At 65.3% G+C, this 26,680-nt stretch carries 32 protein-coding genes; 18 read left to right on the plus strand and 14 right to left on the minus strand.

Going from position 1 to position 26,680, the window contains the following annotated elements:
* Nucleotides 1–96: 96 nt before the first annotated feature.
* On the minus strand, nucleotides 97–1,746 hold the full coding sequence (locus tag BJA_RS15190; protein WP_011085850.1) for a glycosyltransferase family 39 protein: 1,650 nt from the start codon (nucleotides 1,744–1,746) through the stop codon (nucleotides 97–99).
* A 307-nt stretch (nucleotides 1,747–2,053) separates the two neighbouring features.
* On the opposite strand from BJA_RS15190, the gene BJA_RS15195 reads away from it, so the two are divergent.
* Nucleotides 2,054–2,917, plus strand: coding sequence for a hypothetical protein (locus BJA_RS15195; protein ID WP_028172288.1), 864 nt, complete (start codon nucleotides 2,054–2,056; stop codon nucleotides 2,915–2,917).
* 157 nt (nucleotides 2,918–3,074) lie between these two features.
* Complete coding sequence (locus BJA_RS15200; RefSeq protein WP_011085852.1) at nucleotides 3,075–3,491, plus strand: MucR family transcriptional regulator; 417 nt, start codon at nucleotides 3,075–3,077, stop codon at nucleotides 3,489–3,491.
* A gap of 134 nt (nucleotides 3,492–3,625) precedes the next feature.
* Here BJA_RS15200 and BJA_RS15205 read toward each other — a convergent pair whose 3' ends face one another.
* Together BJA_RS15205 and BJA_RS15210 are read right to left on the minus strand one after the other, a co-directional pair.
* Nucleotides 3,626–4,054 (minus strand): SufE family protein, encoded by a 429-nt coding sequence (locus BJA_RS15205; RefSeq protein WP_011085853.1) that lies wholly within the window; start codon nucleotides 4,052–4,054, stop codon nucleotides 3,626–3,628.
* A gap of 68 nt (nucleotides 4,055–4,122) precedes the next feature.
* Nucleotides 4,123–4,557 carry a DUF5330 domain-containing protein gene (locus BJA_RS15210; protein ID WP_011085854.1) on the minus strand — a complete coding sequence of 145 codons (435 nt, stop codon included), beginning with the start codon at nucleotides 4,555–4,557 and terminating at the stop codon, nucleotides 4,123–4,125.
* A 389-nt stretch (nucleotides 4,558–4,946) separates the two neighbouring features.
* Here BJA_RS15210 and BJA_RS15215 point away from each other — a divergent pair, with 389 nt between their 5' ends.
* From BJA_RS15215 to BJA_RS15230, 4 genes are all read left to right on the plus strand, one after another.
* A complete protein-coding gene (locus BJA_RS15215; RefSeq protein WP_011085855.1) occupies nucleotides 4,947–6,851 on the plus strand; it encodes a PAS domain-containing sensor histidine kinase in 1,905 nt (634 codons plus the stop codon).
* The gene (locus BJA_RS15220; RefSeq protein ID WP_011085856.1) at nucleotides 6,844–7,587 is read left to right on the plus strand and encodes a peptidoglycan-binding protein; all 744 of its coding nucleotides are present in this window, start codon (nucleotides 6,844–6,846) and stop codon (nucleotides 7,585–7,587) included. Before BJA_RS15215 ends, BJA_RS15220 begins: the two co-directional genes overlap by 8 nt.
* A gap of 155 nt (nucleotides 7,588–7,742) precedes the next feature.
* Nucleotides 7,743–7,952, plus strand: coding sequence for a hypothetical protein (locus BJA_RS15225; RefSeq protein WP_028172283.1), 210 nt, complete (start codon nucleotides 7,743–7,745; stop codon nucleotides 7,950–7,952).
* A 51-nt stretch (nucleotides 7,953–8,003) separates the two neighbouring features.
* Entirely contained in the window at nucleotides 8,004–8,348 is a 345-nt protein-coding gene (locus BJA_RS15230; protein WP_011085858.1) for a DUF1491 family protein, read from the plus strand.
* Here the strand turns inward: BJA_RS15230 and BJA_RS15235 are convergent, their stop codons facing one another.
* Nucleotides 8,349–9,326 carry a DUF2336 domain-containing protein gene (locus tag BJA_RS15235; RefSeq protein ID WP_011085859.1) on the minus strand — a complete coding sequence of 326 codons (978 nt, stop codon included), beginning with the start codon at nucleotides 9,324–9,326 and terminating at the stop codon, nucleotides 8,349–8,351.
* Nucleotides 9,327–9,582: 256 nt separating this feature from the next.
* Between BJA_RS15235 and BJA_RS15240 the strand changes: the two genes are divergently transcribed.
* Together BJA_RS15240 and BJA_RS15245 are read left to right on the plus strand one after the other, a co-directional pair.
* Nucleotides 9,583–9,771, plus strand: a complete 189-nt coding sequence (locus BJA_RS15240; protein ID WP_028172280.1) for a hypothetical protein — start codon at nucleotides 9,583–9,585, stop codon at nucleotides 9,769–9,771.
* 14 nt (nucleotides 9,772–9,785) lie between these two features.
* On the plus strand, nucleotides 9,786–10,547 hold the full coding sequence (locus tag BJA_RS15245; RefSeq protein WP_011085860.1) for a hypothetical protein: 762 nt from the start codon (nucleotides 9,786–9,788) through the stop codon (nucleotides 10,545–10,547).
* On the opposite strand, the gene BJA_RS15250 is transcribed toward BJA_RS15245, so the two are convergent.
* Nucleotides 10,531–11,406, minus strand: a complete 876-nt coding sequence (locus BJA_RS15250; RefSeq protein WP_011085861.1) for a LysR family transcriptional regulator — start codon at nucleotides 11,404–11,406, stop codon at nucleotides 10,531–10,533. The genes BJA_RS15245 and BJA_RS15250 overlap by 17 nt on opposite strands.
* Before the next feature lie 93 nt (nucleotides 11,407–11,499).
* On the opposite strand from BJA_RS15250, the gene BJA_RS15255 reads away from it, so the two are divergent.
* From BJA_RS15255 to BJA_RS15265, 3 genes are all read left to right on the plus strand, one after another.
* Entirely contained in the window at nucleotides 11,500–12,327 is an 828-nt protein-coding gene (locus tag BJA_RS15255; protein WP_038965729.1) for an MBL fold metallo-hydrolase, read from the plus strand.
* A 323-nt stretch (nucleotides 12,328–12,650) separates the two neighbouring features.
* Nucleotides 12,651–13,643 carry a zinc-dependent alcohol dehydrogenase family protein gene (locus tag BJA_RS15260; protein ID WP_011085863.1) on the plus strand — a complete coding sequence of 331 codons (993 nt, stop codon included), beginning with the start codon at nucleotides 12,651–12,653 and terminating at the stop codon, nucleotides 13,641–13,643.
* Between the two features lie 170 nt (nucleotides 13,644–13,813).
* Entirely contained in the window at nucleotides 13,814–14,794 is a 981-nt protein-coding gene (locus BJA_RS15265; RefSeq protein ID WP_011085864.1) for a tripartite tricarboxylate transporter substrate binding protein, read from the plus strand.
* A gap of 53 nt (nucleotides 14,795–14,847) precedes the next feature.
* On the opposite strand, the gene BJA_RS15270 is transcribed toward BJA_RS15265, so the two are convergent.
* Nucleotides 14,848–15,927 (minus strand): Cj0069 family protein, encoded by a 1,080-nt coding sequence (locus BJA_RS15270; protein WP_038965728.1) that lies wholly within the window; start codon nucleotides 15,925–15,927, stop codon nucleotides 14,848–14,850.
* Between the two features lie 233 nt (nucleotides 15,928–16,160).
* Between BJA_RS15270 and BJA_RS15275 the strand changes: the two genes are divergently transcribed.
* The 3 genes from BJA_RS15275 to BJA_RS15285 are packed head-to-tail and all read left to right on the plus strand — an operon-like array spanning nucleotide 16,161 to nucleotide 17,567.
* The gene (locus tag BJA_RS15275; protein ID WP_038965727.1) at nucleotides 16,161–16,394 is read left to right on the plus strand and encodes a hypothetical protein; all 234 of its coding nucleotides are present in this window, start codon (nucleotides 16,161–16,163) and stop codon (nucleotides 16,392–16,394) included.
* A gap of 14 nt (nucleotides 16,395–16,408) precedes the next feature.
* The gene (locus BJA_RS15280; protein WP_028172272.1) at nucleotides 16,409–16,642 is read left to right on the plus strand and encodes a hypothetical protein; all 234 of its coding nucleotides are present in this window, start codon (nucleotides 16,409–16,411) and stop codon (nucleotides 16,640–16,642) included.
* A gap of 37 nt (nucleotides 16,643–16,679) precedes the next feature.
* Nucleotides 16,680–17,567, plus strand: a complete 888-nt coding sequence (locus tag BJA_RS15285) for a DUF1259 domain-containing protein (RefSeq protein WP_038965726.1) — start codon at nucleotides 16,680–16,682, stop codon at nucleotides 17,565–17,567.
* Nucleotides 17,568–17,628: 61 nt separating this feature from the next.
* Here the strand turns inward: BJA_RS15285 and arsC are convergent, their stop codons facing one another.
* From arsC to BJA_RS15320, 7 genes are all read right to left on the minus strand, one after another.
* Complete coding sequence (gene arsC / locus BJA_RS15290; protein WP_011085868.1) at nucleotides 17,629–18,030, minus strand: arsenate reductase (glutaredoxin); 402 nt, start codon at nucleotides 18,028–18,030, stop codon at nucleotides 17,629–17,631.
* Between the two features lie 77 nt (nucleotides 18,031–18,107).
* Nucleotides 18,108–19,163: an ACR3 family arsenite efflux transporter gene (gene arsB, locus BJA_RS15295; protein WP_011085869.1), complete on the minus strand. Its 1,056-nt coding sequence runs from the start codon at nucleotides 19,161–19,163 to the stop codon at nucleotides 18,108–18,110.
* Nucleotides 19,163–19,690: an arsenate reductase ArsC gene (locus BJA_RS15300; RefSeq protein ID WP_011085870.1), complete on the minus strand. Its 528-nt coding sequence runs from the start codon at nucleotides 19,688–19,690 to the stop codon at nucleotides 19,163–19,165. Before BJA_RS15300 ends, arsB begins: the two co-directional genes overlap by 1 nt.
* Nucleotides 19,683–20,045, minus strand: a complete 363-nt coding sequence (locus tag BJA_RS15305; RefSeq protein ID WP_011085871.1) for an ArsR/SmtB family transcription factor — start codon at nucleotides 20,043–20,045, stop codon at nucleotides 19,683–19,685. The genes BJA_RS15300 and BJA_RS15305 overlap by 8 nt, the downstream gene beginning before the upstream one ends.
* A 121-nt stretch (nucleotides 20,046–20,166) precedes the next feature.
* On the minus strand, nucleotides 20,167–20,709 hold the full coding sequence (locus tag BJA_RS15310; protein WP_011085872.1) for a hypothetical protein: 543 nt from the start codon (nucleotides 20,707–20,709) through the stop codon (nucleotides 20,167–20,169).
* The gene (locus BJA_RS15315) at nucleotides 20,706–21,980 is read right to left on the minus strand and encodes an MFS transporter (protein ID WP_162494076.1); all 1,275 of its coding nucleotides are present in this window, start codon (nucleotides 21,978–21,980) and stop codon (nucleotides 20,706–20,708) included. The genes BJA_RS15310 and BJA_RS15315 overlap by 4 nt, the downstream gene beginning before the upstream one ends.
* Before the next feature lie 4 nt (nucleotides 21,981–21,984).
* Nucleotides 21,985–22,311: an ArsR/SmtB family transcription factor gene (locus BJA_RS15320; RefSeq protein ID WP_028172265.1), complete on the minus strand. Its 327-nt coding sequence runs from the start codon at nucleotides 22,309–22,311 to the stop codon at nucleotides 21,985–21,987.
* Nucleotides 22,312–22,467: 156 nt separating this feature from the next.
* On the opposite strand from BJA_RS15320, the gene BJA_RS43050 reads away from it, so the two are divergent.
* The 4 genes from BJA_RS43050 (at nucleotide 22,468) to BJA_RS15335 (ending at nucleotide 25,827) form a co-directional block, all read left to right on the plus strand.
* Nucleotides 22,468–22,668 carry a GDCCVxC domain-containing (seleno)protein gene (locus tag BJA_RS43050; protein ID WP_074077126.1) on the plus strand — a complete coding sequence of 67 codons (201 nt, stop codon included), beginning with the start codon at nucleotides 22,468–22,470 and terminating at the stop codon, nucleotides 22,666–22,668.
* Nucleotides 22,669–22,758: 90 nt separating this feature from the next.
* A complete protein-coding gene (locus BJA_RS15325; protein WP_028172264.1) occupies nucleotides 22,759–23,076 on the plus strand; it encodes an ArsR/SmtB family transcription factor in 318 nt (105 codons plus the stop codon).
* 47 nt (nucleotides 23,077–23,123) lie between these two features.
* Nucleotides 23,124–24,494, plus strand: coding sequence for an NAD(P)-binding domain-containing protein (locus tag BJA_RS15330; protein ID WP_011085876.1), 1,371 nt, complete (start codon nucleotides 23,124–23,126; stop codon nucleotides 24,492–24,494).
* A 124-nt stretch (nucleotides 24,495–24,618) separates the two neighbouring features.
* Complete coding sequence (locus tag BJA_RS15335) at nucleotides 24,619–25,827, plus strand: MFS transporter (protein ID WP_038965724.1); 1,209 nt, start codon at nucleotides 24,619–24,621, stop codon at nucleotides 25,825–25,827.
* Here the strand turns inward: BJA_RS15335 and BJA_RS15340 are convergent.
* Nucleotides 25,813–26,613 carry an IclR family transcriptional regulator gene (locus BJA_RS15340; protein WP_011085878.1) on the minus strand — a complete coding sequence of 267 codons (801 nt, stop codon included), beginning with the start codon at nucleotides 26,611–26,613 and terminating at the stop codon, nucleotides 25,813–25,815. The two genes, BJA_RS15335 and BJA_RS15340, sit on opposite strands and share 15 nt — an antisense overlap.
* Between the last annotated feature and the right edge of the window lie 67 nt (nucleotides 26,614–26,680).

Below are 26,680 nucleotides of genomic sequence, written 5' to 3' on the forward strand. Positions count from 1 at the left end.
AGCGTCGCCCGCATGGAGTGCGCGTTTGAGGTTCCGGATTTCAGAACCGTCCGACGCGACGTTTCGTCTACGCGGCCGTACGATCGGACAATGATCTTACGGTGCCGGGATCGAGAGCAGGCTGGAAATGCTGCTGCCGCGGATGTCGTAGACGCGGGCGAACACCACGTCGTCGCGCTTGATCTCGACCATGACGGGCGCGGTCAGGCCCTTGCAGTAGAACTCGCCGAGCGTCATGGCGAAATCGGCGGCATTGGAGTCCCAGCCGATGGTGAAGTCGGGCCCGAGCGCGACCTGCGCCGGACGCTGCGGACCGCACACCGCGACCTTCCATTTGCGGTTGCGCGGCGGCACTTCCTGGCGCTCGACCAGCTGCTCGCGCAGCTCGTCGGAGGCCTGCTTCAGCGCGAGGCCCCAATAGTCCAGCATGAAGCGGTCGTCGGCGGCGCGCACCGTGCCGGCGATGTGGTTGAAGTGGGTGTATTGATAGGGATGCAGCCGGATCATCTCGGCGAGCGGGAGCGCAAGGCCAAAGCAGAAGGTGGCGAGCACGACCGGCTGCCAGGTTCGGTGGTTGGCGCGCAGGCGCTCCATGGTCCAGGCGAAGGCGACGCCGCCGAGCACTGCCATCGGCGGGATCACGAAGACGAAATGGCGGATGCCGTTGTACAGCGCGGGCCGCTTCACCATCGCGATCGCGAGCGGCAGGGTCGCGGCGAGCGTCAGCATCAGCAGGATGGTCTTGCGGCGGGCCGGAACCTCGCCGCGCGGCAGCAGCGCGAAGGTGCTGACCACGGCGCCGGTCATCAGCACCAGCATCACCTCGGGCAACTGAAGCGCGAACAGCGTCGGCAGATAGGACCAGGGCATGTCGGGGACCGACACGATCGCGCCGTCGAACATCTCCTTCCAGGGCTTCTCGAAGAAGTGCGAGAAGTAGGTCAGCGCCTCGAAGGGATTGCCGGGCTCCATGATCGACCACGGCCAGATCAGGCCCATCACGAGATAGCCGAACACAAGGCCGGGCAGCAGCAGGTAGACGACATGGGCGAAGCGGCGGGCCGCTTCGCGAACGCCTTCGGTGCGCAGTTCCTCCAGGAACAGCGGGATGAAGCCGATCAGGGCGTAGACCAGCGCAAGCCCGCCGAGGATGCGGCAGCCGATCGACAGGCCGGCACCTAAGCCGACGATCAGGATCGTGCGCGGCGAAGGCTGCGGATATTCCTCCGCGAGCCGGACGAGGCCCAGCATCAGGATGATCATGGCCACCGCGAAGGGCGCGTCCTTCGGGTTCATGAACATGTGGCCGTAGAAGATCGGGCAGAGCGCGAGCAGAAGCAGCGCAGCGAGGCCTGCGAGCGGCCCGCCGATGCGGCGGCCGAGCCGCCACGTCACGGCAAGCCCGATCACGCCGACGATCGCGCCGACCAGGCGGCGCGTCTCGAACAGCTCGAGCGGAATGACCTTGTGCAGGAGGGCCGCGACCATGTCGAAGCCGCCGCCATACATATAGAGGTTGGCGAAGGAGAGCGCCGCGGTGTCCTTGAAGCCGGAACCGAACATGCGCAGCAACAGATCGGCATATTCAGCGTGGGTGTAGTCGTCCCAGCCGAGCCCGTAATCGCGGAAGGTCAGGCCTGCGATGACGGCGACCGCGGCCAGCACCAGCATGGCGAGATCGTCGCAAGTCCGTTCGACCGAGCGCCGCAGAGGCGTGTCGATCGCCGAAGTCGTGATGGATGTCATGGCTATTGGTGACCCGGAATCCCCTCTCGGCCCTGCTGGTGCGCGCGGGCCTGCTCCCCGGACTCCGTATAGCGCAGTTCCATTACCAAGTAATTGGGCATTATGGCTAAATTCCTGATGCGACGCAGCAAATCCAGAAACTCAAGAGCACTGTAGCAGTAGCAATCCGTAGCTGAAGGGAATGTGAATAAGTCCCTGATTTCCTTCCCTTTAGGAACGCTGATCGCAATTCGTCGTTGGCGAGCAACACAGGAAGACGGTATCGTGGCGTGTGTCGCGTATGGATGCGCGGCCGGGGGTGAGTTCGATGACGTTGGCATTATTGATCGCGGGGATTGTCGCCGTCCTGGCGGGCCTCCTTGCGATCCTGTTTGGCTTCACCGTCAGGGAGTTCAGCCTCGGCAGTACCCTCATAATCTCGGGCACGATCGGCGTCTGCTCCGGAATGTTACTGGCGGGCCTCCATTTGGTGGTGCTGGAACTGAAGGGCATTGCCCGCCGGCTGGCCGGTGCCGCCGCACCGTCCGAAGTGCGCGTCAGGCCCGTGCTGCCGGGTCTCGCGCTGCCCGGCGCGCCTGCGCCCGAGCCTGCTCCGGCGATGCGCGCCGAGCCGACGGCCCCGCCATCGCCGGCCGCGCCGCCGCCATGGCAAGGCGAGGCACCGATGCGCGAGCGGCCGCGCGTCGAGCCGCCACCGGAGCCGGAACCTCCGGCTCCGCCCGCAGCTCCGGAAGTGCCGCGCCGGCGCAACCTGCTGTTCGCCTCGACCTCGCGAAAGGAACGCGAGCGTGCGGAGGCCAAGGCCACCGAGGGCCCGCCGCCGCATGCCGAGCCCGCGGCGCCTGCCGGCCCGGACACGCCGCCTGCAAGCTTCGACGACGCCTGGCCGAAGCCGGATCGTATGCGCCCGCCGGAACCGCCGGCCGCCTCGCGCCGCCCGCCACCGCGCTCGCCCTCGACCTTTGTCGAGGCTACCCCGCCGCCTGCACCCGAGCCGGAGTCGGAGCCGGCGGTCGAGCAGGCGCCCGTGACCGTGCTCAAATCCGGTGTCGTCGACGGCATGGCCTATTCGCTCTATTCCGACGGCTCGATCGAAGCGCAGATGCCGGAAGGCATGATGCGCTTTGCCTCGATCGACGAGTTGCGCGCGCATCTTGACCAGCGCTCCTGAGGACTGCCGGGGCCAAGTAAAGCGCCAGCTTTCTTGTCACTTCGCCAGTCATCAGCCCATAGTCGTCAGTCCTGTATTTTGGCCGAACGTATTGTTGACACGGAATACTTCGAAGTCGTCTCTCCCGTGAGACGCAAGGTGGAGAAAGGTCGGGCCCATGTCGGATGCCGGGGCTAAGAATTTCATTGAGCTGACAGCGAGCATCGTCTCGGCCTATCTCGGCAACAACCCCACGCCGGCCGCGGAGATCCCGAACCTGATCAGCCAGGTGCACGGCGCGCTGGTGCGGGTCTCGTCGGGCCGCGTCGAGGCGGCGCCGCTCGAGCCGGCCAAGCCGGCGGTGTCGCTGAAGAAGTCGATCGCGCCGGACTATCTGGTCTGCCTGGAAGACGGCAAGCGCTTCAAGTCGCTGAAGCGCCATCTGCGCACCCAGTACAACATGACGCCCGAGCAGTACCGCGAGAAATGGGGCCTGCCGGCCGACTATCCCATGGTCGCGCCGAACTACGCGGTGGCGCGCTCGCAACTGGCAAAGCAGATGGGTTTGGGACAGCAGCAGCGGAAGCGGAAGTAGAGCCGGCCTCGAATCTCGTAGGGTGGGCAAAGCGAAGCGTGCCCACCATCCGGCTCACAATTGTTGATAGATGGTGGGCACGGCGCAAGTGCGCCTTTGCCCACCCTACGCAGCGCTTCCCACCATGAGGATCTTCAGGTGGCTTCCGCCAGCGCCTCTTTCGCGTCGGTCTTGATGCGCTCGACCATCGAGCGCAGGCCGTTGGAGCGCTGCGGCGTCAGGTGATCGCGAAAGCCGAACTCGTCGAACACCGCGATCGCGTCGGTCGCGAGGATCTGCTGCGGCGTGCGGCCCGAATAGAGCGCGAGCACGATCGCGACCAGGCCGCGCACGATATGAGCGTCACTGTCGCCGCGATATTTCAGGATCGGCGCGCCGCCATCGCGCTCGACCAGCTTCTGGAGCCAGACCTGGCTGACGCAGCCATTCACCTTGTTGGCGGCCGAATGCTCGGCCTCGGGCATCGGTTCCAGGGTGCGGCCAAGCTCGATGACGTACCGGTAGCGGTCGTCCCACTCGTCCAGAATCTCGAAATTGTCCCTGATTTCGTCGATCGTCGTCATGCTGGCCTATCGTTCCCGTTCAGCCCAATATAAGGACGCGAAGTCGTGAAATCGATAGGGTTTGGGGGCTAATTCGCGAGCCCCGGTCCGCGCCATTCCAGCGCGAGGTCGTCCTGGGTCAGGGTGTCGCGCGGCGCCTCGCTCCCAGCAGTGTCGCCTTCGCCGGCCAGTGCTATCGAGCCGGTGTGGTCGGGCGCCTTCTTGTCGCTCTTCTCGTTCTTCTCGTTGGTGATCTGCTCTTTCTTGTCGTTGATGATCTGATAGATCTTCTTCGCGCCGTCCTGGGCGCGCTGGCCGATGATCGACGCGGCCTGTCCGCCGACCTCGCAGGCCGCCGGCTGGCGCTTGCAGAACTGGGTCATGTCGGAGACGGCCGCGGTCGCAGCCTGCACCGCGTCGGCGGCGCCGATCTGCGGCAGCTTCTCCGATTCGGGCGTCTTGTCCCGCGGCAGGAGCACCAGCACCAGCCCGAGCCAGAATGTGATGCGGAGCAGAAAGCGCATCTTATCGACCTGTATGTTAGATCCCGCCGCGGCGATTTCCGCAGAGCGCGTCGGACCTAGCAACTCTCGATAAATCGCAAGTGATTGCCTTGAGCTTAATTCGCGGAATTTTTACGCAAAAAACTTCGAAAATGGCGGCCTCGTAAATTTTCCATTGATGCCGAGCCCCCGTGATCTTGCGGTCTTCCGCATCTACTAATTCGAAACCATGCCGGCCGGGGTGAAACCCTGTGTTCACCATCCTCGCCGAAGACGTCGTCAAATCGTCTAAAAAGCTCCGCGATGACACGCTGTCCGGCGCCGGGCCGTGCCGCCTTAGCACTCGTTTAAGGTCGCTCTGACACGGTGGCTCAACGACAAGGAGGCGTTCCGGCGCGTCTCTCCGACGAATGAGCCGAAGCGCGAGACCCGTGACAGTTTTGAGTATCATCCGCGATTGTCTCGATGCGCTGCTGCATCCCTCCGCGCGTTACGACGCGCTGACGCGAGCGCGCCATCGTGCCTTCATGGCGCCGCGCCTGCTCGGCAGCCTGGCAGCGTTTGCCGCATTCCCGATCTATCTCGCCATGCGTGGCGCACCGAGCGCGGTCGAGGTCGCGGCCTTTGCCTGGCTGATCGCGCCGATCATGTTGTCCTGGTTCCTGTCGCGCACCGGCCGCTACGAAGGCGCGCATGTGCTGTCGTCGCTGGCGCTCGCCGGCCTGATCATGGCGGTCGCAATCACGACCGGCGGCATCGAATCATTCGCCGCGGTGTGGCTGATCGTCGTTCCCCTCGAGGCTGCGCTGTCGGCATCGCGACGCGTCGCCGCCTTTGCCTCGCTGCTCGCGCTCTCCTGCGCGGGGATACTGATTTTCGTCGGCCAGCTCGGCTGGCTGCCGCTGGATGCGCCGGGTGCCGCGGAGCGTAGCCTGCTGATGGCGTTTGGCGTCGCCTCGGCCACCCTCTATGCTGCAGGCCTCGCTTTCGGCGCGGAGTCGCTCGCACGCACCGGCGTTGCGCTGCTGTCGCGTGAGGAGGAGCGTTATCGCCTGCTTGCGCGCAACATGAGCGACGTCATCTCGCGGCATCGGCGCAACGGCGCGGTGCAGTTCATCTCGCCGGCCGCCGAGGCCATGCTCGGAATGCCCGTCGCGCAGCTGCACGGCCACGGTCTGTTCGATCGCGTCCATGTCGCCGACCGGCCGGCCTATCTCACCGCTTTGTCCGATGCCGCGCGCGGTAATGTGCGCAGCGTCGAGTTCCGGCTGCGGCGGGAGCCGACCGGCTCGGAGCGCGGCCAGGTTGACTTCATCTGGGTCGAGATGCGCTGCCGGCCGCTCGACCAGGATCTCGGCCGCCAGGATATTGACCGTGATGTCGCACGCGAGACGGAAGTCGTCGCCGTGATGCGCGACGTCACCGATCGCAAGCTCTCCGAGCAGGCGCTCGATCAGGCCCGCAGCGCCGCCGAAGCGGCCGACGCCGCCAAGACGCGCTTCCTCGCCACCATGAGCCACGAGCTGCGCACGCCGCTCAACGCCATTATCGGCTTCTCCGACATGATCGCGCAGGAGCAGGCCCTGATGCTGGGTGCGGCCCAGCGCAAGGAATATGCCCAAGTGATCAACGATTCCGGCCAGCATTTGCTGTCGGTGGTCAACGGCATCCTCGACATGTCCAAGATGGAATCGGGCAATTTCGAGATTGCGTCGGAGCCGTTCGCGCCGCGCGCCTCGCTGATGCATTGCTGCAATCTGCTGGCGCTGAAGGCGCGGGAGAACGGCATCGACCTCATCACCGACGCGCCGCAGGACCTGCCTGTCATGACCGGCGATCCCAGAGCCTTCAAGCAGATCGTGCTCAACCTCGTCGCCAACGCCATCAAGTTCACCGAGCGCGGCGGCCAGGTCTCCGTATCAGCCGCGGTGTCGGGGTCGCACCTCACGCTGCGTATCAGCGATACCGGCGTCGGCATCGCGCCCGACGACCTCAAGCGTATCGGTGCGCCGTTCTTCCAGGCCGGCAAGACCTATCAGCGCCGTCACGAAGGCACCGGACTCGGACTTTCGATCGTGAAGAGTCTTGTGGCGTTGCATCTCGGCGATTTGACGGTACAAAGCAGGCTCGGCGAGGGCACCGCCGTCACCGTCAAGCTGCCGCTGGTTTACACGTCGCCGCAAGCCAAACCTGCCGATAGAATGCCGGCCGAGAGCAAGATCGCGACTTTGACGCCGGTGCCGCGCCAGGAACATCACGACCAACATCACGACCAACTTCAGGACCAACCTGCTCTGGTGAAGAAAAGTGCCTAAGAAGTCTGCAAAGGACGAAGCTGCTCCGCGCCGTCGTGGCGCCAAGGCTGCGGCTGTCGACGTTGAGACCGAGCGCAACCTCGTGATGCGCGTGCTGCTGCACAGTCCCAAGGATACGCTGGCCGGCCTCGTCGCCGTTGCCGCCATCAGCGCGATCGTTGCCAATGCGCTGTTCCTCCAGACCGGAAGGCATCCGGCACCGATGTTCGGCACCGTGATCAATCTTCCCGCGCCGTCGTCCGTGCCGCTGTCGAACCCCTTGCCGCGTCCGCGCCCCGTCGGCGCCGATACCTCGCCGCTCGAGCCGAGAGCGACGGAGTTCCGCGCCGAGCCCAAGTCCGTAGAGCCCAAGTCTGTAGAGCCCAAGCCTGTCGAGAGAGTTGCCGAGAGGGCGCCGGAGAAGCCGGTCGAGGCGACCGCATCGACTCCGCGCTCGGCCGATCCTTTGACCAACCTGGTCAAGCAAACGACGTCGACGCCGTCCTCCGTTGCCGTCGCGCGTCCGCCGGCCCCGATCCCGGCGCAGCAGAGCCCGGCCGTACGGCGTATCGCCGGCGTGCAGCGCGCGCTGTCCGAATACGGCTACGGCAATTTGAAGGTCACGGGCGCGATGAGCGGCGAGACCCAGTCCGCGATCCAGAAATTCGAGCGCGAGCACAAGATGCAGGTCACCGGCCAGGTGTCCGATCGCCTGCTGCGCGAGCTCGCCGCCGCGATCGGTCATCCGGTCGAATAGCGACATTTGTCGTCGTCATTGACGCGGATCAATTGGCCGCGCGTGATCCGCAAGGGGATGCCAGCCCTGCGCCGGCGTGATTTGTCCGGGATCAATGACTGTCGGCGGCGTCAGGGAAGATGATCGCTCATCCTCATCAAGGAAGAGAGGTCATCATGTTCAAGGTCTCGATTCTCGTCTGGATCATGCTGGGTACCGTGCTGGCGGGCGTCAGCCTGATCGTGGTGCTGATGGTGCCGAGCCTTGCCGCGGAGGCGATCAAGAACATCCCCTATGCCGCGGCCATCGGGTTTGCGCTTGCGATGCCGCTGTCATATCTCGTCGCACGCCAGATCGGCGGCGGACAGGGTGCAGGCAAGGCGTAGCGCGCGCGCCGAGACTGGCGGGACGCGTCGTACTGGCCTATCGTCCGACTCATGCGTTTGAAATCCAACATATGGGTCGCGGCTTATTTGCGCCGGTGCCAGAGCGAGGGCGTGTTCGGGGCGGTGCGCCGTCGCGGCGCCGAGGAGGCGGGCGCGGTGTTCGTGAAGGTGTCGCTGCTCGACGGCAATGCGATGCTCTACGTGCCGGCGCCGCAGACCGTCTATGACGACGGCCGGCCCGTCGACCGCTTCTTCGTGCCGGTTGCATCGCAGCCGCTGCCGGAGCCCGCGGTCGAGGAACGGCTGACCAAGGAAATCCGCTTCGATTCGGATGCCTGGATCGTCGAGACCGAAGACCGCGCCGGGCGGCACTTCCTGGAATTGGCGAAGACCTGACTAGTGATCCGACGACCCGCCGGTGCCGGTCCGCACCGTTGGGCTGGAGCCGGGCTGCACGCCGGGCCGCGTCTGGCTTGCGCCCGCACGCGCACGCTGGCGTTCCCCATCGTGCAGCGACGACTGATACTTTGCCCGCGTCACCGCGAGCGCGGAGCCGCGCCAGGCGGCCAGCATCACCAGCGCGGAGCGCTCGCCGAGGCGATCGTAGAGCCGCGACAGCCGGTACACGTTGTTCACGGAGTTGCCGATCTCCGGCTTGAAGAACAAGAGGATGCGCTGGAAGTTCGGGCTCGGCATGTCGAGCGCGCGCGCGGCGACCGCGAGCGCTTCGCCGCCGGGATCGTCGACGATCTCTGCCGCGACGCGCGAGGGCAGGATCAGGCTGTCGCCGAGCTCGTAGGTGAAATTCTCGACGTCGCCCGCGATCGCCGCCATCTCCAGGATCTGGATCGCGCGCTTGGCGCGCACGGTCGGAATCCGCGGCGCGGCCTTCAGCGGCGTCTGCTCCAGATTGTGCAGGATCAGCGCGCGCTGGGACGCATCGGCGTGGAAGAACATGTCGTGGATTTCGGCGGCGTCCGTCGGCTGCATCGCCATGTTCGAGGCCATACGCTGCTCGGCCTCGGTCGGCGCGCGGACCGGGGAGGGCGCGGGCGGGGGCGCCGCGATTTCGCGCGCGAGCGGAACCCTGCGGCCTTCCTGGGCGGCGACCAGCCCGAGCTTCTGCAGGATCGGGACGGGCGTCTGCGGATAGACCGCAAGCCGCGCCTTGACGGCGGCGCGCGTCGCATCGTCCACCTGGTCGATCAGTCGCGTGGCGAGTTCGACGAATTGCCGCTGTTCGTCCTCGCTGTGGACGCGCGTCTGGACATAGAGGTCGGTCAGCACGCGCAGCAGCGTCGGGCGAACATCGACGCCTTCGCGACGGGAGAGGGTCATCAGCCCGTCGAATCCGGGAAACAGCGACTTGGTCATGGAGGCGTACGCAACTCGGAAAAGAGACTTGCGAGTGAGCCTAGCGCAGGTTCTTTTAAAGCCTCGTTAAGGAAAACGAGGCGTGAAGCCGCCCCCGCAATTCAAGGCATTGTCGTGCCGCAACGGGACGGCGCGGCGGGTTCCGTGCGGCTACGGTCCAGAGCACATCTTTACACCCCGTTAACCATGAGCTGATCTTAATGATCCGCATGTTGCAGGGGCGCGTTTGGTCGCGCGGCAATTGAAGAGAACTGACATGGGGACCATCATCGAATTTCCGGCCGGTCGCCGGGTAGGCTCGTCGGGGGACGTCGCACCGCGCGCGGACATGGGGACGATTCTGATCCTTCCCGTGATCCGCATCGAGCGCGAGGCGGACGAAACCAGCGGCGATCGCGGGCCGGAAGCGGGCACAGCGCCGGGGCGCCGTCGTCGTCGCCGCTAGATCCGGCTTTTGCAATGCCGGACACCATCCACCAGATCCGGCCCTTCGTATCGGCCGTCCTGCTCGCGCTGCTCGGCGCGACGCTCGGGGCCTGTAGCGGCGGCGATTTCGGCCGCACCCGCGCCGATATGCGCAGCGACGACATGCATCGCTGGCTCGGCACCGAGGCCGCCGGCAGCGTCGGGTTGAGACCGTCGCAATTCCAGCTCACCGACGAGGAGCGCCAGCTTCGCGACCTCGCCTATCCCCTGATCGAGCCGCCGCTGTCGCGCCCCGCATGGAAGAGCGTGTTCGGCGACTACAAGGCCTTGCCGTCACCGTGGCGGCAGAAGGTCGTGTTCGACCGCACCATGTACGGGCGCACGCTGATCGACGAGCCGCACCGCTCGCACTCCTCGCGCTATGCGCAGCTGATCGAGGACGTGCGCAACGACACCACCCGCTTCGAGCCGTTCTTCGCCTCCGCGATCAAGGTCATCGACCTCGACAGGAAGCGCGATGCCAGCATGGCGCGCGTCTCCGTCCTCTCTCCGAGGGAGAGAGACGACGCGGTCGCGCGCATGCAGGAGAACTCGCTGATCATCCAGTGGGTGCAGCAGTGCCTGGAGCAGCGCGTCTCCTCCTATCGCTGGGCGTTGGAGCGCCTGGTGATCCAGGCGCCCGACGGCATGGCCGCCGACGCCGACCGCCTGATCGGCGAGCTCGCGGCCCAGACCGCCAATCCGCCGGTCCAGGCGCAGCCGCCTTACGGCCGCGCGGTCATCTCGAAGGGCTGAGCGTCTTGCGCACACTGCGCTGGCGCGCGATCCGATCGGGCTTCCGCCGCTGCTTCTGAAGTTTCCCGACAAGATCCTTCAGCGCGTCCGCCAGCGGCACTGATGCGCGGTAGGCGAGGCCGACCTCGCGCTTGACCTTGACCTCGATCTCACGCACCGCGACATCGGGATTGCCGCGCGCGACGCCCTCGGGGACGATGGCGATGCCGATTCCGGCGGCGACCAGCGCCATGGCCCAGTCTTCCGATTGCGCGATCGCCGCGGTCTGGCGCCGCTGCGCGGCGCGGCCGAAGAATTGGCTTTGCTCGCAATGGCAGCGGTCGATCATGGCAGCGCCGGCGAGATCGGCGGCACGGAGCTTCTCCTTCAGCGTCAGCGGATGCGACGGCGGCAGCGCGGCGACATAGCGCTCGCTCCACAGCGCGACGAAATGCTCGTCGGCGCGCAGCATGGACTTCGAGATGATCCGCGCATCGGCGCGCTCGTCGCTGCCGACGAGGCGCAGCGCGATGTCGCTGCGCGCCGTCAGCGGCTTCAGCAGCGCGATCGTTCGGGGCACATCGAGCGTGCGCATCAGGCCGAGCGTGACCGTGGTCCTGGTCGCCTGCTTCCTGAACAGGCTGCGCGCGGCGTCCGACTCGTCGATGATGCGGCGGGCCAGCGCGTGAAACTGCTCGGCCGAGGCGGTGGGCGCGACGCCCTTCTTGTGCCGGATGAAAAGCGTGGTGCCGAGCTCGGCTTCCAGATTGGTGATCGCGGTCGAGATCGATGGCTGCGACACGAAGCAGGCCCGCGCCGCGGCGGTCAGGTTGCGCGCGCGATAGACGGCGGCGAAGTAGCGGAGTTCGCGGATGTCCATAGGATGAGCCTAGAGATATGATCAATATTCAATATTTTACCTATGGATCGGACGATGACAAGAACGCCCTGTTCACAACGGGCGAGGTCCTCCATGAAAATCCATCATCTCAACACCGGGACGATGTGCCCGATGGGCCGCCGCCTGGTGAACGGCACCGGCGGCCTGTTCCAGCGTGCCCGCATGGTCTGCCACTGCCTGCTGGTCGAAACGGGTGACGGGCTTGCCCTGGTCGATACCGGCATCGGGCTTGGCGATATCGCAGCCCCTGACCGGCTCGGACGGCGATGGCTGCGCCAGACCGCGCCAAGGCTCGATCCGTCCGAGACGGCGCTCGAGCAGGTGAAGGCGCTCGGCTATTCGCCCGCCGACGTGCGCCACGTGCTGCTGACGCATCTCGATCGTGATCACGCCGGCGGCGTGCCCGACTTTCCCCATGCCGCGATCCACGTCCATCGCGCCGAATACGACATGGCGGTGCAGAGCAGGCCGGCGCCGCCGGAAGGGCGCTATGTCACCGGGCAGTGGAGCCATGGTCCAAGCTGGACGTTCTATGGCGAGGCCGGCGAAGACTGGTTCGGCTTCAAGGGCGTGCGCGCGCTCGGCGACAAGGAGGCGGACATCCTGATGATCCCGCTCGCCGGCCATACGCTCGGCCATTGCGGCATCGCGGTCCGATCAGGCGACACATGGCTGCTGCATGCCGGCGACAGCTATTTCCATCACGGCCAGCTCGCGGCATCCCCGCGCATGCCGCTGGTGCTCGGCTATTTCCAGCGCCGCGCCGACATGGACCGCACGCAGCGGATCGCCAACCAGGCGCGGCTGCGCGCGCTGAAGCTCGCCCACGGCGACCGTGTGAGGATCGTCAACAGCCACGATCCCGTCGATTACGAGAACTGCCGGTGCGGGACGCACTGAGTGCGCGCCGGACCCGTCAACGCTTCATGCGCGCAGACGTCCGACGCCTTAGGTCCCCCGATGCGCGCGCGTGAGGCGGCCGCCGGCCGCCCTCGCAAGCCCGAACGGCGCCCCGGCTTTTTCCGGCTGGCGTGTTATTTTCGAAAATGACCGGGACGGCAGCCACCGCGCGTCGGGATCACGGCGATTTCCTATCTTCGTCCTTCCGATGGTAGCCGGCCGATTCCACTTCAGGAGAGATCTTCGCGCGACGACCGCCTTGCAATAATTTTCGTAAACAGTATTATTTTCGAAAATGCAGTTTGGGGAGGCGGGGCGAAATCATGAGGGCGGTGCTGGTGCGTCAGCCGGGTGGGCCGGATGCACTCGAATTGGTCGAGCTCCCGGTGCCCGTGCCGGGCGCCGGGCAGGTGCAGATCCGGGCCGAGGCGTTCGGGGTCGGGCAGCCCGACGCGCTGATCCGGCGCGGCGTCTACAAATGGATGCCGCCGCTGCCGGCCAATCCCGGCAATGACGTCGCGGGCCGCATTTCCGCGCTCGGGCCCGGCGTGGAGGGCCTTGCCGTCGGCCAGAAGGTGCTGCTGAGCGCGCGCGACCTGTCGCAACGTGGCGGCTGCTACGCCGACTACGTGGTTGCCCCGGCGGACGCCGTTCACGCATTGCCCGACCATGTCGATCTGCAAGCCGCCGTGTGCCTGTCGAACTATCAGGTCGCCTACGCACTCCTGCACGAATGCCGCCACCCGCGCGCGCCGACAAGCGTGCTGGTGATCGGCGCGGCCGGCGGCGTCGGCACCGCGCTGGTGCAGCTCGCCAAGCTCGCGCAGATGACCGTGATCGGCACGGTCTCGACCGAAGCGAAGGCGGAGTTCGCGAAGGCGAACGGTGCCGATCACATCATCTTCTACCGCCGCGAGGATGTCGTGGCGCGAACCCGCGAGCTGACCAACGGCGAGGGCGTCGGCCTCGTGCTCGATCACGTCTGCGGGCCGGAGTTCACCGCCTATCTCGGCGCGCTCGGCAAATGGGGGACGCTGCTCTCCTACAACGCCTTCGCGGGCCTTCCGGAAGAGAACCTGATGGTGGCGATGCGCAATCACCTCGACATCTGTCCCGCCGTGCGCTGCTTCTCCTTCCACATCTACGACCACGATCGCGACGGCCGCCGCGCCCTGATGCGCAGCGTGATCGAGGCCCTGAGCCGCAATGCCATCAAGCCGGCCGTCTCGGCGGTCCTGAAGCTGGACCAGGTCAGGCAGGCCCACGCGCTGCTCGAGCAGGGCGCGGCGCTCGGCAAGATCATCATGACGCCATGAGGGGATGGACGGCACGATGACATCACACGCCGAACTTCGCCCGTGCGCCCGTTCGGAGCATGCCGCCATCGCCTGAATGCGCCGGGTTCGCCCGTTGGGCAGCCCGGTCCGGAGAACGCCGCCTTCGCTGCGGCCAACGATAGAACGGTCAAAAAAGGGAGAACGCATCCATGCGATGGATGAGACGGCTTGCTGCGGCAACGTTTCTGCTTGGCGGGTTTCTCGCCGCCGGCACAGTGGCACTTGCGGACAATTATCCGTCGCGCCCGATCCGCCTGCTGCACGGATTTGCCGCAGGCGGCGCGGCCGACACGCTGTCGCGCATCATCGCCGACGGGCTCGCGAAGCGGCTCGGGCAGCCGATCATCGTCGAGGCCAAACCGGGCGCCGGCGGCAACCTCGCGGCGGATGCCGTCGCCAAGGCGGCGCCTGACGGCTACACGCTCGGGCTCGTCACAGGCGCCCACGCGATTTCCGCGGCGACCTATAAGAGCCTCGCCTACCAGCCCGCGGACAGTTTCGAGATGATCTCGACGCTGGTCTACTACGCGCTCGTCATTGCCGTGCGCAGTGACTACTCGGCGAAGTCGCTGGGCGAGCTCGTCGCCATGGCGAAGGAGAAGCCCGGCTCGCTCAGCTTCGGTTCGGTTGGTTTCGGCAGCACGCATCACCTTGCGGGCGAGCTGCTGAACGCAACGGCCGGCATCGAGATCGTGCATGTGCCGTATCGCGGCGATTCGCAGTCCGTCACCGCGCTTCTCGGCGGAGAGGTTCCGGTCATCGTCGGCACGCCGGTCCTGCTCGCGCCGCAAATCCAGAGCGGCGCGATCCGCGGCCTTGCGGTGACCTCGCCGACGCGGACTGCGCTATTGCCTGACGTCCCGACGGTTCAGGAGGCCGGCATCAAGGGATACGACGTGCGCACCTGGGCCGGCCTGCTGGCCCCGAAGGGAACGCCGCCCGCCATCATCGCCGCGCTCAATGCAGCGACGCTCGATGCGCTCAAGGACCCAGACCTCAGGCAACGTCTGGAGACGGCCGTCGGCGGCGAGGTCCGTGGCAGCTCGCCGGCGGAGATGAAGGCGCTGATCGAAACCGAGATCACCAAATGGTCGGGCGTGGTCGAGCGGGCGAAGATCCCGAAGATCTGATCCACGGGGGCCGCAGCGCCGCTGCTGCGGCCCCCGTCAGATGCCGTCTTCTCCTATCTGCCGGAGCCGGCCTCCTGGGTTGTCAGCAGGCGGTGCTTCACCGTCCGCGCAATCGCCGCAGGTGCCTCTTCGGGAATCGCAAAACAGGAACTCGCGTTGATCTCGCACAGGACGTAAGTGTCGGCGCCTGCCGCGTTGCGAGGTCCGTAGAGGAAGTCCGCGTCCCAGATCACCGGCAGCGAGGATTCATCGATGTCGAGCGTGTCCATCATCTGCGGCGTCCATTCGTTCTCCATCGATCTTCGCAGCGCCTGGAACGGTGGAGCATCGGGTCCGTGCATGATGCGCGGGCCGGGTTGCGCCTCCGCTGCATCGGGGCCTTCCGGCGGCGGCGGGATCAAGGCCTTGATCCGTTGCTGGCCAAAGCCCGCGACCTTGGAGCCGCTCATGTAGCAGCGGATCATCCCGTCGGGCAGGCGCGATTGAAATGCCTGATCGATGATGCAGCCGCCCCAGCCGAAATAGGGTTCGCACCGGGCGATGAAGGCATCGAGCGGCATGTCCTCAGGCAGGCTGCCGCGCGTTGCATGGAGGACGCGAACCATGGCGCTCGCCTCTGCAATGGCCTCCACTTTCCAGACGCCCTGGCCTCCATTGCCGCGGTTTTGTTTCAGCACGCGCGGTCCGTCGGTCTGAAGGCGCGACGGAAACTCGGCGCGGAAGCTTGCGGTCGTGTCGTAGCGATGCGTGTCGGCGCCCCAGCCCAGGTGGCGCGTTCTGTAAAGGACTTCCTTGACGCCCATCTTCAGGATGACGTCCGGGTGCGCGCTCACCCATGGCCCTCGCGCCGCGACGTCGCGGAGCAGGGGATCGAGGTCAGCGCGTGTCTTGCCTTGATGGATCGGGTCGACCCAGACGAGCACGCCGTCGACCGCAAGCAATTGATCGCGGACGGCGTCGGCAAAGGTTTCGTCGTAGATGACGGGCCGGGCTTCGATGCCGGCGGCGGCGAGTGCCTCGAAGACGCGGACGAAGCGGCTGTTCTGCGGTGTGGCATCCGCCCGCGCGGCGGCATCGCCGCGTGAGAGGATGGCAACGGTGGATCGGAGAGGAAAGTGTTGTTCGGTATCCATGCGCAAGCTCCACGAAGTGCGTGCTGCGCAGAGCTTGGACCGAAGTCTCATGGGGGGTCTGCATTGCCCCCATGCGGACGACCTTACGTGAGATCGGCCTCGGCTTTCAAGACGGTCGCGCGGTTCCACCCGGGGCCTACCCGGTGCTTTCGCGCGACGCGCAGGTTGACAGCTCGGCGTTCCGGGTTTTCTATTTCAGGCAACGGGGATGTGCGATCTCCCCGTGAGGCGTCATGCCCAAGAATCGCGTCCTGATCGTCACCAAGGGCGCAGCATGTCACCCCACACTCCGAATTCATCTGACAGATCGTTTCGGCTCATCGCTCCCGCGCGGCGCGCCGGAGCCTGTCGGCGCGCATACCGACAAGGGCGTCCCGGCGGACCTGCGTCAGGGGCGTGACCTCTCGACCTGCGCCATTTGGAAGGGCAGCGTCGCAAAAGCGGACTTCACCTGGGGCGGGACATGACCGGGAGAACGACCATGCGAACATGGACAATCCTTCTCGCCTTCCTGTTTCTGGCGATCGCGGCTGGCGTGCCGACCGCACGCGCACTGACTCAAGACGAGTTGATCGCCAGGATCCAGGCGGCTGGTTACACGCAGGTCAGCGAGATCAAGTCGACGGCGGAGGGGACGACCGCCAAGGCGGTCAAGAACGGCAAGCCGGTGCGGCTCCTTATCGACGGTGCCGGCCAGATCAAAGAGCAGAACTGAACTCCGGAAACCGGATTTCGCTCGAGGGAGCAGATCAATGCGAAGTGCAATTCTGCCGCTGATGGGCATCGGCGCATGCTTCATCGCGACCGCTCACGCGCAGGATGTCGACTGGCAGAAGGTCGATGATGCGCTGGGCCGAAAGCCGGCCGTCGCCGGCGACGTGCATCGTTATGGCTTTCCCCGCACCGACCTCACGGTGACGCTCGACGGCGTCACCATCAAGCCTTCGCTGGCGCTGGGCGGCTGGGTCGCGTTCAAGCCCGCGCATGGCGCCGTCATGGCAATGGGCGATCTGGTGCTGCTCGAATCGGAAATCAACCCGGTCATGCAGAAGATGATCGAGAGCGGGTTGGAGATTACGGCCGTTCACAACCATCTGCTCGGCGCGGTTCCGGCGACATTCTACATGCATGTGGCCGGGCACGGTGATCCGCTCAAGATCGCGACCGCCATCAAGACCGCGCTTGCCGAGAGCAAGACGCCTATGTCGGCGCCGGCTCCGGCGGTCCCGCCGCCTGCCATTGATCTCGACACGGCCAAGCTCGATCAGATCATCGGCGTCAAGGGGCAGGCCAACGGCGGTGTCTATCAGTTCAACGTTCCCCGCCGCGATCCGATTACCGAGCACGGAATGCAGTTAAGTCCCGTCGGCCCCATGGGCGTTGCGACCGGTGTGAACTTCCAGCCGACCGGCGGCGGCAGGGCGGCCATCACCGGCGACTTCGTGCTGATCGGCGACGAGGTGAATCCCGTGATCATGGCGCTCCGGTCCCATGGCATCTCCGTAACGGCGCTTCATAGCCACATGCTGGACGAGCAGCCGCGCCTTTTCTTCATGCACTTCTGGGCGAACGACGACGCGATCAAGCTCGCCAATGGCGTGCGTGCCGCGCTCGACAAGACGGCGAGTACGAAGAACTGATGTCCGATCTGTCTCGGTCTCTGATCGGGCCGTCGGGGCAAAATGCGTTCTTCGTTCGTGCCTACCTGGCTTCGATCACCTCGCCATCCTCCTTCACAAACCGGCCGAGGGGATTGTCCAGGAGGTCGACGACGGCTTCGGAGGGCCGGCACAGCCGCGTGCCCTTCGCCGTCACCACGATCGGACGATTGATCAGAATGGGATGTGCCATCATCGCGTCGAGCAGTTCATCGTCTGTCCATTTGGGGTCGGCAAGGCCGAGCTCCTTGTACGGCGTCCCCTTCTCGCGCAGCAATGCGCGGACCGATATTCCCATCGCTGCGATAAGTTGCTTGAGCGTTTCGCGCGACGGTGGGGTCTTGAGGTATTCAATAACGGTGGGCTCGGCACCGCTCTGCCGGATCATCGCGAGCGTATTGCGTGAGGTTCCGCATTCAGGATTGTGATAGATCGTGACGCTCATCGGAATGTCTCCGCGATTGGGACCGGGGTCTGGCTCGTGATCGTTGTGTTGCGCGCGGTTGGCGGCTTATGGCGACGTCACTGGCGGGCCTCCGCCGGCGTGGAGACCTTGCCGGCACCGGCTTCGTACCAGCCTCTGGTCGCCTTCACGATGCGGACGACGGACAGCATCACCGGGACCTCGACAAGGACGCCGACGACGGTCGCAAGCGCCGCGCCGGAGTCGAGGCCGAACAGGCTGATCGCGGCAGCGACCGCCAGTTCGAAGAAATTGCTCGCGCCGATGAGGGCGGCTGGAGCGGCAACGCACCAGGCCACGCCGAACCGCCGGCTGAGCCAATAGGCCAGGCCCGCATTGAAATAGACCTGAACGAGGATCGGGACGGCGAGGATCGCGATGACGCCGGGCTGCCTGACGATCTGTTCTCCCTGAAAGCCGAACAGCAAAACCAATGTCGCCAGAAGCGCGGCGAGCGAAAGAGGCTGCAGCGTCCGCAGGCTGCGGGCGAAGGCATCGCCGCCCTTTTGCAGCAGCACCCTTCGCCACGCTTGCGCGACGATCACGGGGACCACGATGTAGAGCAAAACCGAGAGCAGCAGCGTGCCCCAGGGAACGCTGATGGAGGCGACCCCGAGCAGCAGTCCGACCAGCGGTGCAAACAGGAAAACCATGATCACGTCGTTGAGCGCGACCTGGCTCAGCGTATAGTGCGGCTCCCCCTCGCACAAATTGGACCATACGAACACCATCGCGGTGCAGGGCGCGGCGGCCAGCAGGATCAGGCCCGCGATGTAGGACGGGATCTGGCCCGCCGGCAGCATGGGTGCGAACACATGGCCGATGAAGAACGAGCCGAGCAGCGCCATCGAGAATGGCTTGACAGCCCAGTTGATGAAAAGGGTGACGCCGACGCCGCGCCAATGCTCACGGACCTGGCCCAGCGAGCCGAAGTCGATCTTCAGCAACATCGGCACGATCATCAGCCAGATCAGCACCGCGACCGGCAAATTGACCTTGGCAATCTCGGCGGTCGCGACCGCACCGAAGAAGCTGGGCATGATATGTCCCAGCGCCACGCCGGCAACGATGCAGAGCGCGACCCAGAGGGTCAGGTATCGTTCGAACAGTCCCATCAGCCTGCCTTCGGCGTTGAATGGCTCGCACCATCGGCGCGGCCGATCTCGCGCAGCCTGGTGCCGAGCGAGAGCTTGTCGATGCTCCTCAGTGGAAGATTCACGAAGGTGTCGATCCGGTTCTTGAGATAGCGGAACGCGGTGACGAACGCCGCCTGCCTCTGCAACTCCGTGCCGTCTGCCGCGGCCGGATCCTCGATGCCCCAGTGCGCGGTCATCGGCTGTCCCGGCCAGATCGGGCAGGACTCGCCGGCGGCATTGTCACAAACGGTGAACACGAAATCCATCACCGGCGCGTCGAGCGCAGTGAACTCCAGCCAGCTTTTCGATCGCATCCCGTCGGCAGGATAGTCCATGCTCTCGAGCGTGCGCAGTGCCAGCGGGTGAACTGCACCTTTCGGCGTGCTGCCGGCGGAGAAGGATTGAAAGCGGCTGGCTCCGTCCTTCCTGAGGATCGACTCGGCGAGGATCGAGCGTGCTGAATTGCCGGTACACAGGAACAGGACATTGTAGATTTGATCAGGCACGGATACGCCCCTTTCGCTTTGGAGAGCAGCAGGCTTGGAGGCTTTCGACGACCGGCTCGCACACCTCCGGCCGCCCGCCGCAGCAATCGCGAAGCAGGAAAACCGCAACGTCCCGGAATTCGGCGAGGTTGGCGCGATACACAATCGAACGGCTGTGCCGCTCGGATGTGACCAGACGCGCGCGCGTCAAGATCGACAGATGGGCCGAGAGCGTGTTGGGCGGCACTTCCAGCTGGCGCGCGAGGTCGCCTGCCGCAAGGCCATCGGGCTCATGTTTGACCAACGTCCGGAAGGCCTCCAGACGGGTCGATTGGGACAGCGCCGCGAGGGCGAGAACGGCTTCTTCGGATTCCATGTATCCAGATTTATGGAATTATTAGATGCTCGTCAATCCGAAATCCGGAGGGCCCGTCAAGCGTCGGAAGGAGCTATTCGGCCGCATTGGCTTGAGGGCATCGATTGGCGCGCATCGCAAATTACCGCATCAAGTGGAAATCATGGCGGGCGGGTGCCAACGGCGGCCACAGAAGCGCGCGAACGATAAGCGGAATACCAACGGCCAGCGGTATCAGCCAGTACATGAAATGGGGCAGGTCCTTCCAAAGCGGAAGCTGCCTTCCATTGTCTACGTAGAAAGCAACCAGCACCAGTATGTACGACAGGCCCATCCCAGCTATATGCAGCCTGACCCAATACCACCAGCGGCGCCGGAGCGCGGTGCGCCCGATCCAGGCGCAAGTGAATGACAACACACCGAGTACGAACAAGTGATGGTTTTCGGCCCAGCGCATAAGTGACAGTAACGTCGCGGACGCGACGAGCGCCAGCAGTGACCAGAAATAGGTCGTCCCAAGTCTCGAATGACGCCCGCGACGCTTCTCACTCGACATCGCGATTGCGCCGATCGCAACGCACGCAAGGCCCAGGGGAATATGCAGCCCCAGGACCACCGCCAGAAAGAAGGCGTCGGTCGAAGGAATTTCGATGCCAGCCACGATGGTCGTTTCTCCGCCTGTCATGGCGTTGCTCCCATCTTGCAGTTCATCATCGACTCGGCCGACGAGAACGGTCGTTTGACGGCGAATGCTCCGGCGCCGCAGATAATGCAAAGCATGCAGCAACCGATCAGGACGGCCGCATAGCTTCCGGCCCAATCGACGCTTGCCGCGAAAGGCAGCGGGCCGAACGCTGCGCCGGCAATGCCGAAGACGAACGACGCGCCCCTGATTGCGCCGAGATGGTCGCGGCCGAAATACTGCGCATAGCCGGCGGCGTTGATGGCTTGCTGCGAACCGTACGCCCCTCCCAGGCTCAGCGCGTACAGCACACTGATGGCGACGCCGCTGCTAAACGCCGGAAGAGCCGTCGCCAGCGCAAGCATGAACATCGCGATCGGAACGAGGTGCCGGGGTTCATAGCGATCCACCAGAAATCCGGTGCCGAGTGTCGCAACGGCTTGAACGCCGGCAAGAAGCGACAGCAGTAGCAGCGCGTCGCTGTGTGCGATCCCGGCCGTCCGCATGATTGAGAAGTGATTGAGCAAGAGCGCGGTGCCGATGGCATTGGTGAGAAAGCCTGCCGCGCACAGCAGCCAGAATACGCCGGTACGGAGCGCCTGCTTGCGCGTAAACGAAGACTCCTCCCGTAGATCTTGCGTAGTCGGCGGCAACCCGGCGTCCGTGCTGAGGCCGTATTTCTCCGGCCGATCGCGAAACAGGGCAGCCGCAACCGGCACAATGGTGAGTGCAACAAGTCCGGCGAGGGCGAGATAGGCGCCTCGCCAGCCGTAGAGCGAGATCAGGCTATCGATCAGCTTCGGGAAGGTCATGGAACCGGCCGCGAGTCCGAGACTGGCTGCTGCAGCGGCAATCCCGCGCCGACGTACGAACCATAGATTGACGACCTGCTGACTGACGAGGCTGAGGCCTCCGATTGCAGCGCCACGCAACACTGCGAAGCCAATAAGCAGCATCACTGCGGATTGAACCATCGCCATGAGAGCGCAGGCCAGGGCGAGGCCACACGCGATGATGGTCGCCGCCAGGCGGGGTCCCCGCCGGTCGATCCAACGACCGATGACCGGTGCCGGGAGGATTCCCGCAAGCGTCCCCACTGCATAAGCGATTGAGGCTGATGTGCGAGAGATTCCGAGATCGGCGGTGATGGGGTCGAAGAAAACGGAAACGCCTGCTGTTTGGCCGGGCAGCGTCATGAACGAGCCGAATGTGCCCGCGCCCAGTACGATCCAGCCATAATGGAGAGCCGACGTTCGGGGGCTCACCATCCGCATCTGATCAACTCGCCCGGCGTGTCGCCGCCGCCGGCGCGTCACTCGCAAATCCCTCGCAGCAATGCTCGCGCAAGAACGCGATGACTCCGTCCATGCGATCGTATCGAGCGCGGCAGATCACCGTGCGCCCGTTTTTTTCCTGTGCGACGAGGCCAGCGGTGACCAGCCCGCGGAGATGAAAGGCGAGCGTCGAGGCCGGTACGTCGAGGCGGGTCTGGATATCGGTGATGCTAAGGCCGGGCGGCCCGGCTCGAACCAGCAGCCGATATATGTCCAGGCGCGTCAAATTGCCTAGTTCCGCCAGACAGCGCGCAGCGATTTTCCGGTTCATGGGTTCCACGATACCGCAAACCCTAGGGAATTACAACTATAATGCTAGTTTTATGGTCTGATGGAGGTCGAGCTCCGAAAGTAACGCGACCTTTGTTGGCGCGTTGGCGCCAAACGACTAGAATGGGTCTTGTCTTGCGATCGCGGAAAGCCGGCAATGCAAACGCAATCGGTTATTACGTGTCCGGTCTGTCATCACGCGTCAGCCGAGACCATGCCGACTGACGCCTGCCAGTTCTTCTACGATTGCAAGGGGTGCGGGGCCCGGCTCAAGCCCAAGAGCGGCGATTGCTGCGTCTTTTGTTCGTACGGATCGGTCCCTTGTCCGCCGATCCAGCAGAACGGAAAGTGCTGTTGATGCCAGCCTCCGCCGGAGCGGTCTCAACTGTATTTCCAATATTCTAGAAATATAGTTGACCGCGCCGGCGGCTCGGTGCATTGTCTCGTCATGAAGATCGACGACGCAGCAGCACGCCTGGAAGCCCTGGGTAACCGGACACGGCTTCAGATCTATCGGGCCCTGGTCCGGGCCGGACGGTCGGGCATGCCCGTCGGCCGCTTGCAGGACAAGCTGAAGATCCCGGCCTCGACGTTGTCGCATCACATCAAGTCTCTGGTCGCGGTCGGACTCATCAGCCAGGTCCGCGAATCGACGACCCTGGTCTGTCACGCGAACTATGACTTGATGCGGGGCCTGGTCGATTTCCTCGCGGCGGAGTGCTGTGCGGACGAAGTCGGATGCAAGGGCGCCCGGACGGCGGCCTGATTTTTTCGGCCGGTTATTCGAAATTTCTAGGATTATAGGATGACAAGATGCGTGATGGGAAGATGGTAGCTATCGTCGGGGCAGGGCCCGTCGGCCTCGCTGCGGCCGCGCATGTGCTCGCACGGGGCATGTCGCCCGTCGTGCTGGAGGCCGGGCCGGAGGCTGGACATGCGATCCGCCAGTGGCAGCACGTGCAGCTGTTCTCGCCGTGGGAGTACAACATCGACAAGGCCGCCGCGCGTCTGCTCGCGCCGACGGGATGGAATTCGCCGGACCCTCAGTCCTATCCGACCGGCGGCGAGCTGCTCGATCGATATCTCACGCCGCTTGCGACGCGAACGCCGCTGCGTGAGGCGATCCGGACCTCCAGCCGCGTCTCGGCGATCAGCCGTGTCGGCTTCGACAAGGCCAGGACCAGGGGACGCGAGCAGGCGCCGTTCGAGATCCGCTACCGGAACGGCAGCGGCCCCGAAGTGCTGCGCGCGGATGCTGTGATCGATACGTCAGGCACATGGTTCTCCCCCAATCCGGCCGGGAGCAACGGTTTGCCGGCGATCGGCGAGCCCGAGTGCGCCGGCCGCGTCGCCTACGGCATGCCGGATGTGCGAGGCGCCGCCCGTTCCAGATATGCCGGGAAGACCGTTGCCGTCCTGGGCGCCGGCCATTCCGCCGTGGGCACGCTGATCGATCTCGTGCATCTCGCGGGCGAGGTGCCGGGTACGCAACCGGTCTGGCTCTTGCGCGGCGCCGATCCCGCCAAGGCTTTCGGCGGCGGCCGCAACGACAAGCTGGCCGCGCGCGGCGAGCTCGGCAGCGCCTTCGCCGCGCTCGTTGCCGCCGGGAAGATCAGGATCGAGACCGAATTCGGCGTCACGCACCTTACGGACTCCGAGGGCCGGCTCAAGATCGCCGCCGGCGCCTTGAGCGGTGCGCGACACGTGATCGCGGACGAATTGATCGTGTCGACCGGTTTCCGTCCCGACTTTTCGTTCCTGTCCGAGCTGCGCCTGCGGCTCGATCCTGCCATCGAGGCACCGGTCGCGCTGGCGCCGCTGATCGATCCCAACGAACATAGCTGCGGCACGGTGCGCCCGCACGGCGCCCGCGAGCTCGCGCATGACGAGCCGGGTTTCTACCTGGCCGGCATGAAGTCTTACGGCCGAGCGCCGACCTTCCTCATGATGACGGGTTATGAGCAGGTCCGCTCGATCGCGGCCGATATCGCCGGCGACAAGCGCGCCGCGGCGAGAGTCGAGCTTGTGTTGCCCGAGACCGGCGTCTGTACGCGCGGCGGCCTTGAGACCGCTGCCGCCGCGTCGGGATGCTGCGGCGGACCGCCGAAGGACGTTTCGTCGGCCTGCTGCGCCGCCGACGAAACCGCGAAGACGTCGGGCGCTTCGGGGTGTGGCTGTTCATGAGGCACTCCGCTCCGCACCCGCTCGCCGAAAGACCGGCGCTCGGCACCCTGCCAACCCCGGCGCTGTCTTCCCCGCAATGGAGGGCAAAATTCGAAGCTTGAGCGGCCGGTCTCTGATTGCGGTGATGTGCATCGGCCAGGTCGGCAACCTGCTGCCGCATGTGACGCTGTCCGCGAACCTGGCGCAGCACCTGATGCCGGCGTGGGGACTTTCCGCGGCCGAAGGCGGCCTGATGGCAAGCGGCTATGCGTTCGGCTACATGCTCGCAGTGCCGGTGCTGACGACGCTGACCGACCGGATCGATGCGCGGCTGGTCCTGCTCTGGGGCTCGATCGTCAGCGGGCTCGCCACCGCGGCGTTCGGCATGTTCGCGCAGGGGTTCTGGTCGGGCACGGCGATCTGGTCGCTTGCAGGGCTCGGATTTGCGGGCGCCTACATGCCCGGCCTGAAAGCCCTGACGGACCGGCTTCCCGCGGGCGACACCTCGCGGGCCGTCACGCTGTACACGTCGAGCTTCTCGGTGGGTGTCGGCCTCTCGTTCCTGGTGGCGCAACTGATCGCCGACAGGTGGGGTTGGCGGACGGCTTTCCTCGTGACCGGCTTCGGTCCGGTCGCAATGGTCGGCGCGTGCCTCCTGATCGACCCGCGGCGACCCGTGCCGAAAGCCGGGCGTCTGCTGAACTTTGCTCCCGTCTTCGCCAACCGCGAGGCGCTCGGATACATCCTCGGCTATGGTGCGCACTGCTTCGAGCTCTATGGCATCCGCACCTGGCTGGTGGGGTTCTGGACGTTCGTCGTTGCCCATCAGGGCGCGCCGGCGTGGTTGAGCCCCGTTGTGCTGAGCTTCTGCTTCGCGGTGATCTCGATGCCCGCTAGCATCCTTGGCAACGAGGCGGCGCTGAAATTCGGCCGCCATCGCGCGATCACGATCGTGATGATCGCGTCGGCTTGCGTCGCGCTGGTCATTGGCCTCAACGCGACGGCCCCGGCATGGCTGCTCGCACTGCTGCTGCTCCTCTATGGCCTGACCGTGCCGGCCGATTCCGGCGCGTTGACCGCGGGCATGTCGGCCGCCGCCGCATCCGAACATCGCGGCGCGACGCTCGCCTTGCACTCGACGGTTGGTTTCGGCCTGTCAGCGGTTGGCGCGTGGGGGACCGGCGCTGCGCTCGACGCGGCCGGAGGCCCGCAGAGCGCGACCGGCTGGCTGCTGGCGTTCATCGTCCTCGCCGCCGGCATCGCGCTGGGGCCGCTCGCGCTGCTGTGGGCGCGGAGCGGCGCCGACGGGGGCCGGAAGCGGACAATCAAACGGGCAGGACTAGAACGTCTCTGATGCCTCGCTCGCGCCGTCATCGTCGGCCTGGAGGATGGTCTCCGACAGCAGCGCAGCGGCTTTCTGCAGCGGAGCGATGAACCGATCCAGCTCGGCGAAGCTCACGCGGGCCACGGGAACGGAGACGCCGAGGCACGCGATCAGTTCGCGATCCGGAGACAGGATGGGAACGGCGCAGCCGACGACCCCTCGCACATACTCTTCGTTGGTCTTGGCCCAGCCGCGTTTGCGCGTCTCGTCGAGGACTTTCATCAGGCTTTCGACGTCGACGATCGTCGTCTCGGTGTATTTGGTGAGCGTGAGTGCGCGGCACAGCTTCTCGCGCGCTCGCTCCGGCAATCGACTCATGTAGATCTTGCCGGTTGACGTGCAGTGGAGCGGTGCCGCTTCGCCCGGATTGAATTGGAGCCCCTGCGGTTGCGACACGCGGACGCTGTCGACGTAGGCGACGACATTGTCCCGCACGACACCGATCTCGCATTGCTCGCCGATTTCGGCCGCGACTGCGCGGAGCACGGCGTGCCGGCGCGCGGTGCGGAAAGCTGCGCCGATGACCTTGGCCGACAGCGTGACCAGCTGGTTGCCGACCACGTAGCGCTTCGTTCCCAGGGCTTTCTGAAGAAGCCCGCGCTGCTCCAGATTGCCGATCAGGCGATGCGCCGTCGGCAGCGGGAGAGCCAGCGCGTTGGCGATTTCCGCAACCGAGACAGCTCTGACTTGACCGGCGACATGGCCAACGATGGCGAAGGCCCGGTCGAGCGGTCCGTCGGAATTGGTTTGCGGCATCTACTCATCCTTGCGTGACATCCCATATAATTATCATTTTTCGGAATAAATACTATTGAAATATGAA

Source organism: Bradyrhizobium diazoefficiens USDA 110 (genome assembly GCF_000011365.1).
GTDB classification, from domain to species: domain Bacteria; phylum Pseudomonadota; class Alphaproteobacteria; order Rhizobiales; family Xanthobacteraceae; genus Bradyrhizobium; species Bradyrhizobium diazoefficiens.